The sequence below is a fragment of the Jonesia quinghaiensis DSM 15701 genome (assembly GCF_000423205.1).
In the GTDB taxonomy this organism is placed as follows: Bacteria; Actinomycetota; Actinomycetes; order Actinomycetales; family Cellulomonadaceae; genus Jonesia; species Jonesia quinghaiensis.
In genome coordinates, this window is record NZ_KE383990.1 from 137,697 (window position 1) to 156,640 (window position 18,944).

Consider the following 18,944-nt stretch of genomic DNA (forward strand, 5'->3'; position numbering starts at 1 on the left):
GGATGCCGCGGGTTCTGGCGCCTGTTGAGGTGGGGCTGGGGGAGAGTGCTGCTCTTGGCCCAGGGTTGCTGACAGACAGGTTTGGTCGGGTGCACCGGGATTTGCGGATCTCTTTGACGGACAAATGTAATTTGCGGTGTACGTATTGCATGCCTGAGCAGGGGATGCCTTGGATTGCTCGCGATAAACAGCTCAGCGTTGAGGAGATGGCGCGGATTGCGGGTATTGCTGTAGCGCACGGGGTCACAGAGATTCGGTTGACTGGTGGTGAGCCGTTGCTTCACCGCGATGTTGTGGACATAACACGTCGCCTTGCGTCTTTACCTGGCGCCCCGGAGGTGTCGATGACAACGAACGGCGTGCACCTGGTGAAGTTAGCTGGCCCACTACGGGATGCTGGGTTAACGAGGCTCAATATTTCATTGGATACCGTTGATCGGGACCGGTTCCGTCAGTTGACGCGCAGGGACCAGTTTGATGCTGTCCTACAAGGGTTGGATGCTGCTGATGAAGCGGGGTTCACAGGGACAAAACTCAACTCTGTGCTTTTACGTGGCGTCAATGATGATGAGGCACCAGCGCTGATGGAGTTTGCGCATGGCCGCGGTTATGAACCGCGATTTATTGAGCAGATGCCACTCGATGCTGGTCACACCTGGAGCCGGGACACCATGGTCACCGCAGATGAGATATTCGCTGCGCTCACCGACCAACACACGTTGACCCCAGTGCCGCACCGTGGTGCAGCGCCAGCACAACGCTGGTACGTCGATGGGACATCAGCGATGGTGGGCATTATTGCCTCCGTGACTCGCCCATTTTGTGGGGCCTGTGACCGGATCCGGTTGACCTCTGACGGGCAACTGCGTAACTGTTTGTTCCAACGCGGAGAGTCAGATTTACGGGCGCTGGTGCGGGCAGGGGGCAGTGATCAAGACATCGCCCACGCACTGGGTGTGTCTATAGAGCAGAAACTTCCCGGACACGGGGTCAATGATCCAGGTTTTATTCAACCCGAACGCGGTATGTCAGCGATTGGCGGGTAGTGTCCCACCAATCGCCAACAGGTGGACGTTCACCCGCCCGCGAATGGTGGAAGAACATCGACAGCTACATCACCTGCCACTGGGGCTCCGAGGTTTTCGGCGCTCATGCTTTGCCCATTGACTAAGTAAGAGCTCAACCCCATGACGCGTTGTAGTTCCGCGCCATGCCGGGAGATCGCAGCATGTGTTGCCTCGGAAATTGTTGATGCACTGTACGTTTCTTGCGATGTTCCGTGCGCTGCAGCACGAGCCCCGGCGTAGTACGTCAAAGTGATCTCAGGCATGACATTAACTTTCAGTGACGTGGTCGGTGTGAGGGACAGTATTGCTGATCTCAGCGATGAGACGGCGCGCTTCGTCCACGTCCCCGCCGGCGCGGGCGACCGCTAACCCAATGTAGTACGTCGTGATGGGGCCAGCTGGGCGGGCAACGTTATGGGCAACCTCTCGGGTGAGGTCCAATAGTTCTGTGAGCGGTGGGGTTGTCGCTGCATTGTCATCAAGGTTTAACGTGGTTGCCAAATGGGTGGCCCATTGCTCAACGGTGTAGTTAGTCATGGTTTCTCCTGGGGTGGTGTGTTAGTGGTGTCGTGTCGTAGTTGGATCAAGTCATCGGGGGTGTCCACGTCACGCGTCCACACATCATGAACTGCAACGTGATGCGCGCTTAAGGCAGTGAAGAGCCTGCGCACGGGTTGATTGACGACAGCGTTGTCGGCGTTGAGCGCGGTTAAAGCGCGGCGCAGTGGTGCCACCCTGTACAACGCTACGAGGGGTTGTGGGCGCCCAGTGGAATCGGTGGCGAGGAAAGCATCAGCATCGTTGTGATGCGTGGCTGCGAAAAGATCAGGAAAAGCGCGAGCCCCAAATGGGGTGTCACATGCAACGACAGCGCACCAGGTGGTGTGTGAGGGGACAAGATCAATTCCAGCAGCTATCCCGGCAAGCGGGCCACCACCAGGTGGCTGTTCTTGAGTGGTCAAAACAGGGTGGGAGAGGGGCATTGTGGGGGTTGGCCCGACCACAATCAACGGTGCGCAGGTTGACGCCAATGAGGTCACCAAGAGGTCAAGGAACGTTGATTCCCCCAGGGTCAGCGCAGCCTTATCCGCTCCGCCGAGACGCGTACCACGCCCGCCAGCCAACAAAATGGCCGCAGCTGTATCAGTCATGAGCGTCCCCACGTGCGTAGATACTGAGACTTGTTGCTTTGAGACCCGCAGTGACAGTGTCACCTTCAGTGATGCGCAGGTCAAGCAAAGCATCAACGGTAATGTCTGCCCACACCGGTAACGGACCGGTGAGGTGGAGGCGAGCCAGTGACCCTAAAATTTCGATGTGGTCAACCTGTGCCGCCCACTGGTTACGTTGTGATGTTGCGGTAGATCCTCGAGACACCGTGATGTCACTTGGGCGAAAAGACACCCACACATGTGATGGTTCTGTTGATGCATCACGGCCCTCAGCGACGGAAGCCAAGATGTGGCCCGAAGACAATACGAGCTGGTCAGGTGCCGTGTGATCACGTTGAGCAGCCACAATATTGACACCAAGAAACCGGGCGGCAAAAGCAGACCGAGGTGTCCGTGAAACGTCCTCGACTGTGCCGTATTGGATGAGTGTTCCCTCCTCAATAACCGCAACATGGGTGGCTAGCGTCAACACATCAAGTGGGTGGTGCGTGGTGAACACCAAAGGCGTGTTTTGCGCTGCCATGAGCGATCTAACAGCGGCCCGGATTTCTGCTGCCGTGGCAGTGTCTAATGCAGAGAACGGTTCATCAAGCAAGAGCGCATCATGCGGTGCAGTGAGAGCGCAAGCAATAGCTACCCGGGTTGCTTGACCAGACGACAGCGTTGAGGTGCGCCGGTCCACCAAACTTGTCAAACCCGTACGGTCCAGGATCGCCGCTACGTGCTGCGTTGCCGCTGTTCGCCCATGGTGGGTGCGTGCAATGTGGTTGAGCACGGTGCCCACCCTCTGGGTGGGCGGTAAATGTGGCTCCGGGAAAACCAGGGGTATTCGCCGCTTCCACGCAGGCAATTGGGTGAGAGGAGCCCCTCCTACCGAGATATTTGACCCAGGGCGTGGAGTGTCCAACCCGGCGATCAACCGCAACACACTAGTTTTTCCTGCACCATTGGGCCCAATGAGAGCTAACCTGTCACTCGGGTTGACCGTGAATTGCACATCCAACGCAATTCCACGACTCGCTGAGCCCGTCATGTGCGCACCCAACGCTGTCATCGCACGCCTCCGGTCAACGCTGGGGTGCGCAACAGGCCAAGAATAAGGCAGGCAATAACCAGCATGAGCGCGGCGGCCGTCAACGCAGCATCAATGTCGTACCCCAACAGAGCATTAATGGCGACCGGCAACGTTTGTGTGCGCCCAGCAATCGCCCCAGCAACCGTCAGCGTCGCACCAAATTCCCCAAGCGCCCTTGCGAAACCCAAGGCAAGAGCCGTCAGTAGCGCTGGGCGAATTGTGGGAAGAGTAATGAGAAAAAACGCCCGCCGAGGGGTAAAACCAAGCGTTGCGGCGACTTCTTCCCCGCGATGCCCATGAGCAGTTAACGCAGCATCAACAGTAGTAATGATGAAAGGCAACGCAACAAAGGTCTGCGCAAGAACAACGGCACTTGTCGTGTAAGCAATACTGACCCCAGCGTGACTGAGTACATCACCTAAAAAGGACCCTCGCCCCAACGCATACAACAAGGCAACACCAGCAACCACCGGCGGTAACACCAACGGGACGGACACAACAACACGCACAGCCTCACGTAAAGGCCCTGTGCGCGCGGCAAGCCACCACGCACAGGGAACACCCAATAACGCGGCAATCATCGTGGAAACCACCGCCGTGCGCAGCGAAAGTCCTAACGCCCCACTGACCGCCGGGTCCACCAGAATCTCCGGGACCCGCAGCCACGGCACACGCATCAACAGCGCCACCAACGGAACAACCAGAAACACGACTGCCGCGGTAGCCCCAATCCGAGACGACACGGGGGTGGGCATCATTCAGATACTCCAGGCGAATCGAAACCATGCTGTGCAAGAATCTCTTGCCCAGCATCAGACAACACAGTGTCCACAAACGCTGCCCCCACGTCCGAGCCACCCAAACCAGCAATCGCATACGTTGTCGACGGCAGTGAGACACCGGACAACACCACCGCATCAACCTCCTTCGTGGCACGAACATCAGTGGCGTACACCAACGCAACATCAACCTGCCCCGTAGTCAGCGCAGACAACGCATGGGACACATCAGTTCCCTGAGTCACCACCTGAGGCGTCACCCCGGCAGTTTCGGCAAACTCACGAGCAAGGACCCCACACGGCGCAGTCTCCACGCATTGAGCCACACTCACTTCCTCCAGATCACCCACCTCACCGATGCCCGCAGGATTCCCTTCCGCCACAGCCACGGTAAGCGAATTTGATGCTAGGGGTACCCAATCGGAAACCTGCGCAACCGTCATCGCTTCAGTGTCAGCTGTCGCCAACACGTCAACCTCTGTCCCCTGTGACACCGCGAGCGCCAGAGCGTGAGAATTGCCGAAGCTTAGGGCGGTGTGGGTGTTGTGGTGTTGGTCGTGTAGTGCGGCGATGTCGGTGAAGGCGCCGCGTAGTGATGCTGCGGCGAAGATGGTTGCTGAGTGTTGGGTTGCGGGTGCCGTGGTGGTGGAGCAACTGGTGAGCAGCAGGCAGGTGATGGTGAGCAGGGTGAGGTTGCGGTGGCGTGTTGGTGTGTTCATGGGGTTGTTTCTTGCCACCAGGCGGTGATTCCGCCGGTGAGGGTGTGCGCGTTGGGGTAGCCGGCGTCGTTGAGGGTGGCTGCGGCGAGGTGTGATCGGGTGCCTGATGTGCAGTAGAGAACTAGTGGTGCGTGTTTGGTGTTGTGGGGGAGGTTGTCCAGGGCTGTTGTGGGGTGGGTGAGGATGGTGTTGAGGGGGATGTTGTGTGAGCCGGGGATTGTTGCGGTGGCGTGTTCTGTGGGGGTTCTGACGTCGATGAGGATGGGTGGGTTGGTGGTGTGTGCTTGGTGGAGTTGGGTGGCGGTGATGGTGGGGGGTGTTGTGGTGGTTGTGGGGAGTGCGCAGGTGGGGTCGTTGGCGAATTCTTTGGTCCAGCGTGTGACCATCGCGTGTGGTTGTGGTGGTGTTGCGCAGGTGGGGCAGGTGGGGTTTTTGGTGAGGGGGAGGTAGTTCCAGGTGCCGTCGAGTGCGTCGTAGATGCCGATGCGGTTGGTGAGAGGGCGGCCGATTCCGGTGAGGAGTTTGATGGCTTCGGTTGCTTGGGCTGTGCCGACGTGTCCGGGGAGGACGCCGAGGACCCCGCCTTCGGCGCAGGATGGGACGGATCCTGGTGGTGGCGGGGTGGGGTGTAGGCAGCGGTAGCAGGGGCCGTGTGGGGTGGCGAAGACGCTGAGTTGGGCGTCGTATTGGTAGACGGCTGCCCAGATGTAGGGGGTGTTGAGGGCGACGCAGGTGTCGTTGAGGAGGTAGCGGGATGCGAAGTTGTCTGTTCCGTCGATGACGATGTCGGCGTGTGTGACGGCGTTGATGACGTTGGTTGCGTCGATGCGTGTGGGGTGTTTTTCGATGTTTATGGTGGGGTTTAGTTGGGTGAGGGTGAGCGCGGCTGAGTCGACTTTGAGCATGCCGAGGCGTCCGTAGTTGTGTATGAGTTGTCGGTGCATGTTGGTGGCGTCGACTGTGTCGTTGTCGTAGATGGTGAGGGTGCCGACGCCTGCGGCGGCGAGGTGGCTGAGGACGGGTGAGCCGAGGCCTCCTGCTCCTACGACGAGGACGCGTGCGTTGCGTAGGTGGTGTTGCCCGGGTAGCCCGAATCCTGGGAGGAGGAGTTGTCGGGCGTAGTGGGTGTGTTCCTGGGGGGTCAGGGCTGGGGGTGTTGTGGCTGGTGTATGTGGGTGGGGCATACTTTTGCCTTGTCTCGTGTGCTGAGGGGGCCTCTTGAGCCAGTATTGCAGTTAGAAACGATGATTGTTGTGTTTAAGGTCCTAGAAGTTTTGCGTTGGTGGCGTGACGGGTGTGACAACTTCTGGTGAGGCGTAACGTCGTAGGGTCGCAGTATGTTGGACTCATGCGTCCAGACACAGACCTTCAGCGAGCTAATAACACCATTGAGGTTGTTTCGGAGTACCAGCCTGCGGGTGATCAACCTGCTGCTATTGCCGAGTTGGCGCGCCGGATTAGAGCTGGTGAAAAGGATGTTGTGTTGTTGGGGGCCACGGGTACTGGTAAATCGGCGACCAGTGCCTGGCTGATTGAGGAGCTTCAGCGTCCTACTCTCATCATGGCTCCGAATAAAACGTTGGCGGCGCAGTTGGCGACGGAGTTTCGTGAGCTGCTTCCAAACAACGCTGTTGAGTATTTTGTGTCGTATTACGACTACTACCAGCCTGAGGCTTATATTGCGCAAACTGATACCTACATTGAGAAGGACTCTTCTATCAATGAGGAGGTAGAGCGCCTTCGCCACTCCGCAACAAACTCTCTGTTGACGAGGCGCGATGTTGTGGTCGTTGCCTCGGTGTCGTGCATCTATGGGCTTGGTACGCCTCAGGAATATGTTGACCGTATGGTACGTATCGATGTGGGTGATGAAGTTGACCGTGATGGGTTGCTCCGTCACTTTGTGTCGATGCAGTATTCCCGTAATGATGTTGCGTTTACTCGCGGTACTTTCCGGGTGCGTGGCGACACAGTTGAGATCATCCCGGTATATGAAGAACTAGCCATTCGTTTGGAGTTCTTCGGTGATGAAATCGAAGCGATCTATACGTTGCACCCGCTCACGGGGGAAGAAATCACGCAGGTGGATTCCATTCATATTTTCCCTGCGTCGCACTATGTTGCTGGGCCTGAGCGTATGGAACGGGCGATTGGTTCCATTGAGTCCGAGCTTGAGGGACGTCTCGCTGAGTTGGAACGTCAGAATAAGGTCCTTGAAGCTCAACGCCTTCGTATGCGGACGACGTATGACATTGAAATGATGCGGCAGATTGGGTCTTGTTCCGGTATTGAGAACTACTCTCGCCACATTGATGGGCGTGAAGCGGGAACCGCACCGCACACGTTGTTGGATTACTTCCCCGATGACTTCTTGTTGATCATTGACGAGTCGCACGTGACGGTTCCTCAAATTGGGGCCATGTTTGAAGGGGACATGTCGCGTAAACGTGCCTTGGTTGAACATGGGTTCCGGTTGCCGTCAGCAATGGATAATAGGCCCCTCACCTGGGAAGAGTTCACCCAACGCATTGGGCAAACCGTGTACTTGTCAGCAACACCTGGCAACTATGAAATGGCGCTCTCTGACGGCGCTGTTGAACAAATAATCCGCCCTACTGGGCTTGTTGACCCACGTGTGACAGTGAAACCCACCAAAGGTCAGATTGATGATCTGTTGCACGAAATCTCTGAACGCACGGCGAAGAACGAGCGAGTGCTCATCACAACGCTGACGAAGAAAATGTCCGAAGACCTCACGGATTATCTTCTGGATAAAGGGGTGGCAGTGCGCTACCTCCACTCGGACATTGACACGTTGAAGCGCGTAGAACTGTTGCGTGGGCTGCGCCTTGGAGAGTTTGACGTACTCATCGGTATCAACTTGCTCCGTGAGGGGCTGGACCTGCCAGAAGTCTCCCTCGTTGCGATTCTTGACGCGGATAAACAAGGCTTCTTGCGTTCTCCACGCTCTTTGATCCAAACGATTGGTCGAGCAGCCCGAAACGTCTCTGGTGAAGTGCACATGTATGCAGACACCATGACCCCAGCAATGACCCAAGCGATTGAAGAAACAGAACGCCGCCGGGCAAAACAAATCGCTTACAACACTGAGCGCGGTATTGACCCACAACCACTGCGCAAAAAAATCGCTGATGTCACCGACATGCTCGCCCGTGAAGATATCGACACCGCTGACCTCCTCAAAGGGGGTTACCGCCATGCACCAGAACCTGGAAAACGTGAATCTGCCGTTGAAGGGGCGTTCGCGGTGTCAGCGACAGGTGACCTCACTGAACTCATCAACCAACTCACCGAACAAATGCACCAGGCAGCTGCTGAACTCCAGTTTGAACTCGCGGCGCGCCTGCGAGACGAACTCTCAGACCTAAAAAAGGAACTCCGCCAGATGAAGAGCGCAACCTCATGACAACACACGCCCCCACAGGGCTGTTTGTTGGGCTCAGTGTGCTTGACATCATCAACCGGGTCGAAGCCCCACCAGGAACAAACAAAAAAGTCACAGCAACACAACAAGCCATTGCTGCCGGCGGACCAGCCGCAAATGCTGCGGTAACGTTCGCTGCCCTAGGCGGTCACGCGATACTGGTCACCGCGTTAGGGGAAGCTCCCGTGGCTGGGCTTGCCCGCGCTGACCTTGAAGCGCACAACGTGACCGTCATCGACTGTGCACCACCGACCTATCAACTATCCGTGTCCGCTGTTACCGTCACCGAATCAACGGGGGACCGCTCCGTAGTGTCCACCGACGCCCGACCTCTCACAGTGAGTTCCGATACTGCCGCAGCTTTACGACAAAACCTCGAGACGATCGCACCCCTAGACGTGGTCCTGATCGATGGTCACCACCCGGAACTTGCGCACACCGTGCTTGATGTACTTTCTCAACGCGCCTTAGACATCCCAGTCGTCATCGATGCCGGGCGGTGGAAACCACAATTCACAACACTCATACCGCGCGGCAACCACGTCATTGCCTCAGCTGACTTCCACGACCCACACGGATGGGTGCCTGCCAACCTCTCAGCCCCATCAACACTGCCAGGCGGGCCAACAGTGGTTCGCACACACGGTGCACAACCCGTCATGTGGTGGAATGGCGAGCATCACGGAACAGTACAACCACCCCGCGTTACCGCACAGGACACCCTCGGTGCAGGAGACGTCTTCCACGGCGCATACGCCCACTACTTGGCGGCAAACCCCACACCACCGTCGAACATTGAACGTGCCATCACAGCCGCGGCAACCACAGCGGCCCACCGTGTCAGCAGCATCGGGCCCCGCCAATGGATAGCGACCCTCCCGGTGTGATCAACCTCCCGCACACAATGTGTGGACAACAGAAGAAAAACCACTGAACCTACCCCATAATTAACTCCAGTTGAAGGGGAGTATCCCACAAACACTGCCCTCGTCATCACGGCCGTCCCGATGACGAGCCCGGGGGCAGTTGCTTGGCACCACGCCACGCGGGAGAGACCTTCGGTACTCCATGAACCGTACCGGAGGTACATCAATGGACGTGCATGCATCCCTATGGATCATCACGATCGGCATCATCATTGCCATGCTCACCATCGACTTCGTGGGCCACGTGCGCACCCCACACGCCCCAACCCTCAAAGAAGCCGGAATCTGGTCAGCGTTCTACATAGCGATCGCTATCGTGTTCGGTATCGTCATCTGGCAGCTGTACGGTTCCACCTACGGCACCGAATACTTCGCTGGATACCTCACCGAAAAGAGCCTGTCACTCGACAACCTCTTTGTCTTCATTTTGATCATTGCAGCGTTCAAAGTTCCGCGTGAAGACCAACAAAAAGTACTACTCTTCGGAATCGTCGTTGCACTGATCTTCCGCACCGTCTTCATCTTCCTTGGCGCAGCACTCATCGAAAACTTCTCGTGGGTTTTCTACCTCTTTGGAGCATTCCTCATCTGGACCGCTATACACCAAGCGATTCCAGCAAAAGAAGAAGAGGAATACCACGAGAACTTCCTCATCCGAAAACTCCGCGGAATCCTCCCCATCACAGACTCCTACGTCGGTGACCGCGTCTTCGTGAAAATCGACGGGCGCCGCATGGTCACACCCATGCTGATTGTCATGGTCGCTATCGGTTCTGCAGATCTACTCTTCGCCGTGGACTCCATCCCCGCGATCTTCGGCCTCACCCAAGAACCGTTCCTCGTCTTTGCCGCAAACGCCTTTTCGCTTCTAGGCCTGCGCCAACTGTTCTTCCTCGTTGACGGGCTCCTCGAGAAGCTCGTCTACCTCAACTACGGGCTAGCAGTAATCCTTGGGTTCATTGGTATAAAACTTGTCCTGCACGCACTGCACGTCAACGAGTTGCCGTTCATTAACGGCGGAGAACCAATCCTGGCAGCCCCCGAGGTCACCATCGGCCAATCAATGACCGTCATCATCGGAACCCTGATCATCACGACCATCGCTTCCATCCTCAAAACACGCTACGACGAACGCCGCGGAATCACTCCACCTGCCTAAGGCGCCCTGCCCACACCATAACGATGCCCGCCCCGTGAATCACGAGGCGGGCATCGTTATGCGTTCCACTATGTTCGATGACAACCGATCAGTCAGTCTCAGCCCAAGCGCCAATAAGGATGTTCCACTCCACCACAGCTCTGTCTAACACCAAACCCTCCTGCCAAAAAGGATCTTCCTCAAGCAGCGCAACAGCTGCGCCTGCATTATCAGCCTGGACAATAATCAACGCACCAGTCATATCTTCCTGGCGCACCGGCCCTGAGGCCAGCAACGACCCAGAAGCAGCGAGAGCACGAAGATAAGCGCGGTGAGCTGGGCGATGCGCATCAAGCCCAGCGGTATCTTCCGAATACACATAGGTAATCGCAAAAGTTTGCATGCCCACATTCAACCACGCGACACGAGAGGAGCAACGGTCCGCAACGTTACGATCCGGTATACCCACCACCACACCTAGTGTGTCTCAACCCACAGTGTTTCGAACACCTGTGCGAAAACATCGAAGGGGACTTAAGATAAACGGGTGACTGATCGACTTATCGTCAAAGGCGCCCGCGAACACAACCTCCGCAGTGTGGACATCTCCCTCCCCAGAGACCAGCTCATTGTCTTCACCGGGCTCTCAGGATCAGGAAAGTCCTCACTCGCATTCGACACCATTTTCGCCGAAGGGCAACGACGCTACGTCGAGTCCCTCTCAGCCTATGCCCGGCAGTTCCTCGGCCAAATGGACAAACCAGACGTTGACTTCATTGAAGGTCTTTCGCCGGCTGTTTCCATTGACCAAAAGTCAACCAACCGCAACCCTCGATCCACCGTCGGGACGATCACCGAGGTCTACGACTACCTCAGGTTGCTCTTTGCGCGAGCAGGCACACAATACTGCCCCGAGTGCGGCGAAAAAATCACTGCACAAACGCCGCAACAAATCGTCGACCGCCTCCTTGAACTACCAGACAAAACACGATTCCAAGTTCTTGCCCCTGTCATTCGTGGACGCAAAGGCGAATACCACGAACTCCTCGCAGACCTCCAAGCCAAAGGCTTCTCACGGGTGCGAATCGACGGAGAAAACCACCAACTCTCCAACCCACCACAGTTGGAAAAGAACCTCAAACACAGCATCGACGTCGTTGTTGACCGTCTCGCCATCAAAGAGGGCATCAAACAACGCCTCACCGACTCCGTTGAAACTGCCCTGAACACCGCAGAAGGTCGCGTCATCGTTGACTTTGTTGACCTTGACGCCCAAGACCCAGAACGCGAACGACGATTCTCAGAAAAACGTGCCTGCCCTAACGACCACCAACTCACACTCGACGAAATCGAACCACGCACCTTCTCCTTCAACGCGCCCTACGGCGCATGCCCCGAATGCACAGGCATCGGAGTGCGCCTCGAAGTGGACCCAGACCTCGTCATACCCGATGACGAACGCTCCATCAACGACGGAGCCATCGCCCCGTGGTCGCAAACATCCTCCGAGTACTACGATCGCGTCCTGACTGCCTTAGCGGAAGAGCTCGACTTCTCCCTCGACACCCCGTGGAAGGAACTTCCCAAGGGGATCCGCACCGCGATTCTGTACGGCAAAGACCACAAAGTACACGTCAAATACCGCAACCGTTGGGGTCGCGAACGTGCCTACACCACAGGGTTCGAAGGCGTTATAGCAACCATCGAACGCCGCCACTCAGAAACCGAATCTGAATGGTCCAAAGAAAAATACGAAGCATACATGCGAGAAATCGCGTGCCCAGTATGCGACGGAGCCCGCCTCAAACCTGAAGTCCTCGCCGTAAAAATCGGAGGACTATCCATCGCTGAGGTGTGTGACTTGTCCATGGCGGCGGCAAAAGAGTTCCTCGATACCATCGAACTTGGGGTGCGCGAAAAACAGATCGCCGCTGCAGTCCTCAAGGAAATCCTCGACCGCCTAGGGTTCCTCCTCGACGTTGGGTTGGACTACCTCACCCTAGCCCGCCCCGCAGGAACCCTATCGGGCGGCGAAGCGCAACGCATCCGTCTCGCAACACAAATAGGCGCAGGTCTTGTTGGCGTACTTTACGTTCTTGACGAGCCCAGCATCGGGCTACACCAACGCGACAACCGGCGCCTCATCGATACCCTCACGAGGCTCCGCGATCTTGGCAACACACTGATCGTGGTAGAACACGACGAAGACACCATCCGCGCCTCGGATTGGGTCGTGGACATCGGACCTGGTGCCGGTGAACACGGAGGGCACGTTGTCCACTCAGGAAGCTACGAAGATCTCCTCACCAACGAAGAGTCAGTAACCGGCGCCTACCTTTCCGGGCGCCGCGAGATCGCACTGCCAGCCACTCGTCGGGCCACCAACCCCAAACGGGCACTAAAGGTCATTGGGGCGAAAGAAAACAACCTCAACGGCATTGATGTCACCTTCCCCCTTGGCGTGCTGACCGCAGTTACTGGAGTATCTGGTTCCGGGAAATCAACCCTCGTGAACTCGATCTTGTACACCGTTTTAGCGAACCAGCTCAACGGGGCCCGCATGGTCGCTGGGCGTCACCGCCGCGTCGATGGACTAGAACATCTCGACAAAGTTGTCCACGTAGACCAAGGACCTATCGGGCGTACCCCTCGGTCCAACCCTGCAACGTACACCGGGGTGTGGGACCACGTGCGGCGACTCTTTGCAGAAACCACAGAAGCCAAAGTTCGCGGCTATGGGCCAGGCCGGTTCTCCTTCAACGTCAAAGGCGGACGCTGCGAAGCGTGCTCTGGTGACGGCACACTCAAAATCGAAATGAACTTCCTGCCCGATGTTTACGTTCCTTGCGAAGTGTGCCATGGGGCGCGCTACAACCGGGAAACACTGGACGTCACCTTCAAAGGCAAATCAGTACAAGACGTCCTCGAAATGCCCATCGAAGAAGCAGCCGAGTTCTTCTCGGCGGTACCAGCTATCGCACGGCACTTGCGTACCCTGGTCGATGTTGGTTTGGGATACGTCCGCCTCGGACAATCCGCCCCCACCCTGTCGGGTGGAGAGGCGCAGCGTGTCAAACTCGCAGCGGAACTCCAAAAACGTTCCACTGGCCGCACCATCTATGTACTTGATGAACCGACCACCGGGTTGCACTTTGAGGACATCCAAAAACTCCTCACCGTCCTTCAAGGACTGGTAGATAAAGGCAACTCCGTCATCGTGATCGAGCACAACCTTGATGTCATCAAAAACTCTGACTGGGTGATTGACATGGGGCCAGAAGGTGGCTCAGGTGGTGGACTTGTGGTGGCAGAAGGAACCCCAGAAGAGGTTGCCGGAGCGCCGGGATCACACACCGGATTCTTCCTCAAAGAACTCTTGGACCAGCACTCACCAGTACCGCTTGGCGAAATGGTCCCTGACCCAGCACCTCCCGTCATTCGAGGACGCAAGAAAAAGACCGCGAGCGCGTAACCTAACCCTCCACTGAGAAGATTCCGATGGCTGATCCCGCAACATATCGTCCTGCGCCGGGGGAGATCCCCACGAATCCGGGTGTGTATCGTTTTCGCGATGCCCAAAATCGGGTGATCTATGTTGGCAAGGCAAAAAATCTGCGGTCGCGTCTGTCGTCGTATTTTCAGGATGTCTCTGCGTTGCATCCGCGTACGCAAACGATGGTGACAACTGCTGCTGGGGTTGAGTGGACCATTGTTGGCACTGAAGTTGAGGCTTTGGCGTTGGAGTACACGTGGATTAAGGAGTTTGATCCACGCTTCAACGTGAAGTATCGCGATGATAAGTCGTACCCGTATTTGTCGGTAAGTATGTCGCAGTCTGTTCCGCGTGCGTTTGTGATGCGCGGGAAGAAGAAGCCTGGTGACCGGTATTTTGGTCCTTTTGGTCATGCGTGGGCGATCCGGGAGACGTTGGATCAGTTGTTGCGGGTGTTTCCTGTGCGGACGTGTACGCAGGGTGTTTATAACCGGGCGAAGAGTTCTGGGCGGCCGTGTTTGCTGGGATACATCGATAAGTGTTCTGCTCCGTGCACGGGCAAAATCAGTGAAGAGGACCACCGTGATCTTGCTGAGGACCTGTGCGATTTTTTGGCGGGGGACACAGGGCGGTTTATTCGTGAGCTTCGGCGCAAGATGCAGCAGGCTGCGGGGGATTTAGATTTTGAGCAGGCTGCACGGTTGCGTGATGATATTGGTGCGTTAGAGAGGGCGTTGGAGAAGAACGCTGTTGTGTTGTCTGATGCCACGGATGCTGATGTTTTTGCTGTTGCCCATGATGAGCTTGAGGCGGCGGTGCAGGTATTCCATGTTCGTGGCGGTCGGATCCGTGGCCAACGTGGGTGGGTTGCGGAGAAGGTTGAAGCTCTCGATGAGCGTGATTTTGTGGAGCACTTGCTGCAGCAGGTGTATGGGGAAAGTGCTGAGCCGCAGGTGCTTGATGTGACTGCGCAGCGTGATGCGGTGCCTCGTGAAGTTCTGGTGCCGGTGTTGCCGCATGATGCGGGCACTGTGGCCAGTTGGCTGAGTGGGTTGCGGGGGGCGAAAGTCGACCTTCGTGTGCCGCAGCGGGGGGAGAAGGCTGCTTTGGCGCAGACGGTGTTGGTTAATGCTGAGCAGTCTTTGCGGTTGCATAAGTCGCGCCGGGCTGGGGATTTGACGAGTCGCTCGGAGGCGTTGCGGCAGATTCATGAGGCGTTGGATCTCGATGAAGCTCCTTTGCGGATTGAGTGTTTTGATATTTCCCATAATCAGGGGACGTATCAGTCGGCGTCGATGGTGGTTTTTGAGGATGGTTTGGCGAAGAAGTCGGGCTATCGGTTGTTTAATATCCGCGGTGAGTCGGGGGATGGCGCTGTTGATGATACGGCGGCGATGTATGAGGTCATCACTCGGCGGTTTAAGAATTATGTTCCCGGTGATGCTGCTTCCCCGCCAGCTGTGGATCACGGCGAGGTAAGCGCGGCGGCAGAGAAGGAACCGCAACGGTTTGCTTATGATCCTTCTCTTGTTGTTGTTGATGGTGGTGCGCCGCAGGTTGCTGCTGCGGTGCGGGCTTTACGTGATCTGGGTATTTCGGATATTGCGGTGTGTGGGTTGGCGAAGCGGCTGGAGGAGCTGTGGGTTCCTGATGATGATTTCCCGGTGATTTTGGAGCGCCACTCTGAAGGCTTGTATTTGTTGCAGCGACTTCGTGATGAGGCACATCGGTTTGCAATTACTGCGCATCGGCGTCGGCGTTCTCAGGGGATGGTTGTTTCTGAGCTGGATGGTGTTGCTGGGGTTGGCCCGTCACGTCAGAAGGCGCTGTTGAAGCACTTTGGGTCGGTGAAGCGTTTACGGGAAGCTTCTGTTGAGGCTATCGCGCAGGTGGAGGGGTTTGGCCCCAAGATCGCTGAGAATGTGGTTGCTGCTTTACACCCGTCATCGACGGACGAACCTTGAGGTTTCGTTGTCATTGAGTGACTGCACCTAGGTGGTTGCGGTGTGGCAGGTGCGCATGCATGGTTTTTGTTTGGCATGCTAGTGGCATGACCAGCGAACCGAATCCGCTCACCGTTCCTCAAGGTATTCCTATCGTGGAGGCTACAGCGCATAATCCGTCTGGGAATGTCTCTGAAGTACTTATTGTCACCGGTATGTCTGGTGCCGGGCGGTCTAAAGCCGCGGAGGTTTTAGAGGATCTTGGGTGGTATGTCATCGACAACTTACCCCCGAAGATGTTGCTTCCGTTGGTGGATATGATGACCCACTCAAACTCGACTATTAATCGCCTTGCTGCAGTTGTCGATGTGCGGGGGCGTGAGTTCTTCAACGACCTCTATGAGGTACTACAACGGTTCAAAAGCTACAACATTACGTTCCGCATCATGTTCCTTGATGCTAGCGATGAGGCGCTTGTGCGCCGGTTTGAGCAGGTGCGACGCCCCCACCCGTTGCAAGGTGATGGGCGTATCCTTGATGGGATCACCATTGAACGTTCGCTACTCGCAGGGATGCGTAATCGTTCTGACTATGTCATTGATACCTCAGAATTGAATGTCCATGATCTAGCGCGTCAAGTTCGGGGGGCCGTTGCTGAAGACTCTCACGACCAGATCCGCATTAATGTGGTGTCGTTTGGTTTCAAGTATGGGATTCCCCTAGATGCAGACCACGTTGTTGATATGCGTTTTTTGAAGAACCCGTACTGGATCGATGAGTTGCGGCATCTGACAGGGCGCGATGAGCCAGTTTCTGACTACGTGTTGGGGCTGCCCGGCGCGAAAGTGTTCATTGAGAGATACGTCGATGCTCTTGAGCCCGTGTTGGCGGGCTACACGAATGAGGAAAAGCGGTATGTCACTCTCGCAGTGGGGTGCACCGGTGGGAAACACCGGTCAGTAGCTGTCAGCGAAGAGATTGGGCGGCGGTTAAAGCAAGCTGGCCACCGTGTTGTGGTGACGGCCCGTGACCTGGGCAAGGAGTGACCGTTGTCCTTAGCAGTAGCCGCGTTGGGGGGCGGCCACGGTTTATCGGCGAGCCTTTCTGCGTTGCGTTTGATGACCCAAGAGATCACAGCAATTGTCACAGTTGCTGACGATGGAGGGTCCTCAGGTCGCTTACGGAATGAACTCGATGTACTCCCACCAGGGGATTTGCGGATGGCGCTCTCTGCGTTATGTGACGACTCTGAGTGGGGTAGATTGTGGCGGGATCTCCTACAACATCGATTCACCTCTGAAGGGGACTTGAACAATCACGCCGTAGGGAACCTGCTCATCGTTGCCCTTTGGGAACTACTTGATGACAACGTTGCCGGGCTGGATTGGGTTGGCAAACTGTTAGGCGCCCGAGGCCGGGTATTGCCCATGGCATCGGTACCTTTATCCATCGAGGCTGACATGGCAGTTGGTGGACGCACCTTTACCGTCCAAGGGCAGTCATTGGTGGCCGCAACAGCAGGTCATGTTGAGAACTTGCGGCTCATTCCCCAATCTCCTCCTGCTTGCGTGGAAGCTGTTCAAGCAGTGTACGACGCTGACTGGGTGGTCTTAGGACCAGGGTCGTGGTTCAGCTCCGTAATGCCGCATCTGCTTGTTCCGGATCTCCGTAAAGCACTGTTGACGACCCAAGCGCGCCGGTGTGTCACCCTTAACCTCAGTAACTCGGGGACCGAAACGTATGGGATGTCGACAGCGGACCATGTCAGAGCACTTGTTCGCCATGCCCCTGACCTTCGGGTTGACGCGATATTGGCGGATCCTTCGTCTGTTGATGACACAGATGAGTTGCTGCTTGCTGCCAAAGCATTGGGTGCATCGGTGATCTTCCGGCAACTACGGCGTGGGGATGGCACTGCACGCCATGATCCCTTGCGACTTGCTGCCGCCTACCAGGATGTCTTTGACAATTTTTTGGGCGATGTGGGAACAATCTCGTCCTAGGCGCCCACGCGCCTTCACGAGAAGTGGCACTATTGCTTCATGGCATTAACGGCTCAGGTGAAAGACGAACTCGCTCGACTCAAGGTGGATAAGACCTCTTGCAGGAAGGCCGAGGTATCAGCGACCCTACGATTTGCTGGCGGGTTGCACATTATCTCGGGGCGGATCGTCATCGAGGCTGAACTGGACACCGCGATCGCTGCGAACCGGCTCCGGCAGACCATCGCTGACGTGTACGGGCACTCCAGTGAACTCATCACTGTTGCAGGGGGCGGGCTGCGGCGTGGGAGCCGGTATGTGGTTCGTGTTGTTCGCGAAGGGGAGTCCCTTGCGCGGCAAACAGGGCTGCTAGACAACCGTGGACGCCCCGTACGTGGGCTCCCACCCCAGATTGTGTCAGCAGGTATCGCTGAAGCAGAAGCCGCTTGGCGTGGTGCGTTTCTGGCGCACGGCTCACTGACTGAACCAGGGCGCTCTTCAGCGTTAGAAGTGACCTGCCCCGGCCCAGAAGCCGCCCTTGCGCTTGTTGGTGCCGCACGGCGCTTAGGAATTACCGCAAAAGCCCGTGAGGTGCGCGGCGTTGACCGCGTTGTGGTTCGTGACGGTGAAGCTATCAGCGAACTCCTGACCCGCCTAGGTGCGCGTGAGGCTGTGCAGGTGTGGGAAGAGCGCCGCAAACGCCGCGAGGTGCGCGGAAATGCTAACAGGCTGGCGAATTTTGATGATGCGAACCTTCGACGCTCCGCCAGAGCCGCGGTTGCAGCTGGTGCCCGCGTGGAACGCGCTTTTGACATTCTTGGCTCTGACCTGCCCGATCATTTACGCCAGGCAGGGGAGCTTCGTCTGCAACACAAGCAAGCCTCGCTGGAAGAATTGGGGCAACTTGCTGACCCTCCTTTGACAAAAGACGCTGTTGCCGGGCGCATCAGAAGGCTCCTAGCTACCGCCGACAAACGCGCCCACGAACTCGACATACCGGACACTGAAGCGGGTTTGTCTCAGGATTTGCTCGACCTGTAAGCGTGTTTTCATCGAGCAAAATCTGCGTAAAATCGCAGCAAACTCTCGACGTTATCTGACACATCACGTAAAAAAGTGCGTCGCGGGGGACCATCGTCCCCACGAAATATGCAAAAACGTTATAGAGTTTTACCTGTCAGGTAAGCTGCCCGCTGCGCGAGACT

General features: G+C 56.7%; 17 protein-coding genes. 9 read left to right on the top strand and 8 right to left on the bottom strand.

Features of this window, described 5'->3' with window-relative positions:
- Positions 1-2: 2 nt before the first annotated feature.
- Positions 3-1,046 carry a GTP 3',8-cyclase MoaA gene (gene moaA, locus G538_RS0113065; RefSeq protein ID WP_035834458.1) on the top strand — a complete coding sequence of 348 codons (1,044 nt, stop codon included), beginning with the start codon at positions 3-5 and terminating at the stop codon, positions 1,044-1,046.
- Between the two features lie 29 nt (positions 1,047-1,075).
- Here moaA and G538_RS0113070 read toward each other — a convergent pair whose 3' ends face one another.
- The 7 genes from G538_RS0113070 to moeB are packed head-to-tail and all read right to left on the bottom strand — an operon-like array spanning position 1,076 to position 5,996.
- A complete protein-coding gene (locus tag G538_RS0113070; protein ID WP_029069648.1) occupies positions 1,076-1,330 on the bottom strand; it encodes a MoaD/ThiS family protein in 255 nt (84 codons plus the stop codon).
- Between the two features lie 4 nt (positions 1,331-1,334).
- Positions 1,335-1,604, bottom strand: a complete 270-nt coding sequence (locus G538_RS16910) for a DUF6457 domain-containing protein (protein WP_051197204.1) — start codon at positions 1,602-1,604, stop codon at positions 1,335-1,337.
- Positions 1,601-2,218, bottom strand: coding sequence for a molybdenum cofactor guanylyltransferase (gene mobA / locus G538_RS0113080; RefSeq protein WP_029069649.1), 618 nt, complete (start codon positions 2,216-2,218; stop codon positions 1,601-1,603). The genes G538_RS16910 and mobA overlap by 4 nt, the downstream gene beginning before the upstream one ends.
- Positions 2,211-3,293 (bottom strand): ABC transporter ATP-binding protein, encoded by a 1,083-nt coding sequence (locus G538_RS16915; protein ID WP_051197206.1) that lies wholly within the window; start codon positions 3,291-3,293, stop codon positions 2,211-2,213. The genes mobA and G538_RS16915 overlap by 8 nt, the downstream gene beginning before the upstream one ends.
- The gene (gene modB, locus G538_RS0113090) at positions 3,290-4,072 is read right to left on the bottom strand and encodes a molybdate ABC transporter permease subunit (protein ID WP_029069650.1); all 783 of its coding nucleotides are present in this window, start codon (positions 4,070-4,072) and stop codon (positions 3,290-3,292) included. Before modB ends, G538_RS16915 begins: the two co-directional genes overlap by 4 nt.
- Entirely contained in the window at positions 4,069-4,812 is a 744-nt protein-coding gene (gene modA, locus G538_RS16920; RefSeq protein WP_051197208.1) for a molybdate ABC transporter substrate-binding protein, read from the bottom strand. Before modA ends, modB begins: the two co-directional genes overlap by 4 nt.
- Positions 4,809-5,996: a molybdopterin-synthase adenylyltransferase MoeB gene (moeB, locus tag G538_RS0113100; protein ID WP_029069651.1), complete on the bottom strand. Its 1,188-nt coding sequence runs from the start codon at positions 5,994-5,996 to the stop codon at positions 4,809-4,811. The genes modA and moeB overlap by 4 nt, the downstream gene beginning before the upstream one ends.
- 164 nt (positions 5,997-6,160) lie before the next feature.
- Between moeB and uvrB the strand changes: the two genes are divergently transcribed.
- From uvrB to G538_RS0113115, 3 genes are all read left to right on the top strand, one after another.
- Entirely contained in the window at positions 6,161-8,239 is a 2,079-nt protein-coding gene (uvrB, locus tag G538_RS0113105) for an excinuclease ABC subunit UvrB (protein ID WP_029069652.1), read from the top strand.
- Positions 8,236-9,144 carry a PfkB family carbohydrate kinase gene (locus G538_RS0113110; RefSeq protein WP_029069653.1) on the top strand — a complete coding sequence of 303 codons (909 nt, stop codon included), beginning with the start codon at positions 8,236-8,238 and terminating at the stop codon, positions 9,142-9,144. The genes uvrB and G538_RS0113110 overlap by 4 nt, the downstream gene beginning before the upstream one ends.
- A gap of 205 nt (positions 9,145-9,349) precedes the next feature.
- Complete coding sequence (locus tag G538_RS0113115) at positions 9,350-10,342, top strand: TerC family protein (RefSeq protein ID WP_029069654.1); 993 nt, start codon at positions 9,350-9,352, stop codon at positions 10,340-10,342.
- Between the two features lie 88 nt (positions 10,343-10,430).
- Here G538_RS0113115 and G538_RS0113120 read toward each other — a convergent pair whose 3' ends face one another.
- Positions 10,431-10,724: a YciI family protein gene (locus G538_RS0113120; RefSeq protein ID WP_029069655.1), complete on the bottom strand. Its 294-nt coding sequence runs from the start codon at positions 10,722-10,724 to the stop codon at positions 10,431-10,433.
- A 144-nt stretch (positions 10,725-10,868) separates the two neighbouring features.
- On the opposite strand from G538_RS0113120, the gene uvrA reads away from it, so the two are divergent.
- From uvrA to whiA, 5 genes are all read left to right on the top strand, one after another.
- Positions 10,869-13,793 (top strand): excinuclease ABC subunit UvrA, encoded by a 2,925-nt coding sequence (gene uvrA / locus G538_RS16925; RefSeq protein ID WP_035834352.1) that lies wholly within the window; start codon positions 10,869-10,871, stop codon positions 13,791-13,793.
- Between the two features lie 26 nt (positions 13,794-13,819).
- On the top strand, positions 13,820-15,778 hold the full coding sequence (gene uvrC, locus G538_RS16930) for an excinuclease ABC subunit UvrC (RefSeq protein ID WP_035834353.1): 1,959 nt from the start codon (positions 13,820-13,822) through the stop codon (positions 15,776-15,778).
- Between the two features lie 86 nt (positions 15,779-15,864).
- A complete protein-coding gene (gene rapZ, locus G538_RS0113135) occupies positions 15,865-16,803 on the top strand; it encodes an RNase adapter RapZ (protein ID WP_029069656.1) in 939 nt (312 codons plus the stop codon).
- A gap of 3 nt (positions 16,804-16,806) precedes the next feature.
- A complete protein-coding gene (locus G538_RS0113140) occupies positions 16,807-17,760 on the top strand; it encodes a gluconeogenesis factor YvcK family protein (RefSeq protein WP_029069657.1) in 954 nt (317 codons plus the stop codon).
- 39 nt (positions 17,761-17,799) lie between these two features.
- Positions 17,800-18,780: a DNA-binding protein WhiA gene (gene whiA, locus G538_RS0113145; RefSeq protein WP_029069658.1), complete on the top strand. Its 981-nt coding sequence runs from the start codon at positions 17,800-17,802 to the stop codon at positions 18,778-18,780.
- Positions 18,781-18,944 lie beyond the last annotated feature (164 nt).

Bases quoted from the DNA above. Each gene is read 5' to 3' on its own strand.
- moaA (WP_035834458.1), top strand. From the start codon at position 3: ATGCCGCGGGTTCTGGCGCCTGTTGAGGTGGGGCTGGGGGAGAGTGCT.
- G538_RS0113070 (WP_029069648.1), bottom strand. From the start codon at position 1,330: ATGCCTGAGATCACTTTGACGTACTACGCCGGGGCTCGTGCTGCAGCG.
- G538_RS16910 (WP_051197204.1), bottom strand. From the start codon at position 1,604: ATGACTAACTACACCGTTGAGCAATGGGCCACCCATTTGGCAACCACG.
- mobA (WP_029069649.1), bottom strand. From the start codon at position 2,218: ATGACTGATACAGCTGCGGCCATTTTGTTGGCTGGCGGGCGTGGTACG.
- G538_RS16915 (WP_051197206.1), bottom strand. From the start codon at position 3,293: ATGACAGCGTTGGGTGCGCACATGACGGGCTCAGCGAGTCGTGGAATT.
- modB (WP_029069650.1), bottom strand. From the start codon at position 4,072: ATGATGCCCACCCCCGTGTCGTCTCGGATTGGGGCTACCGCGGCAGTC.
- modA (WP_051197208.1), bottom strand. From the start codon at position 4,812: ATGAACACACCAACACGCCACCGCAACCTCACCCTGCTCACCATCACC.
- moeB (WP_029069651.1), bottom strand. From the start codon at position 5,996: ATGCCCCACCCACATACACCAGCCACAACACCCCCAGCCCTGACCCCC.
- uvrB (WP_029069652.1), top strand. From the start codon at position 6,161: ATGCGTCCAGACACAGACCTTCAGCGAGCTAATAACACCATTGAGGTT.
- G538_RS0113110 (WP_029069653.1), top strand. From the start codon at position 8,236: ATGACAACACACGCCCCCACAGGGCTGTTTGTTGGGCTCAGTGTGCTT.
- G538_RS0113115 (WP_029069654.1), top strand. From the start codon at position 9,350: ATGGACGTGCATGCATCCCTATGGATCATCACGATCGGCATCATCATT.
- G538_RS0113120 (WP_029069655.1), bottom strand. From the start codon at position 10,724: ATGCAAACTTTTGCGATTACCTATGTGTATTCGGAAGATACCGCTGGG.
- uvrC (WP_035834353.1), top strand. From the start codon at position 13,820: ATGGCTGATCCCGCAACATATCGTCCTGCGCCGGGGGAGATCCCCACG.
- rapZ (WP_029069656.1), top strand. From the start codon at position 15,865: ATGACCAGCGAACCGAATCCGCTCACCGTTCCTCAAGGTATTCCTATC.
- whiA (WP_029069658.1), top strand. From the start codon at position 17,800: ATGGCATTAACGGCTCAGGTGAAAGACGAACTCGCTCGACTCAAGGTG.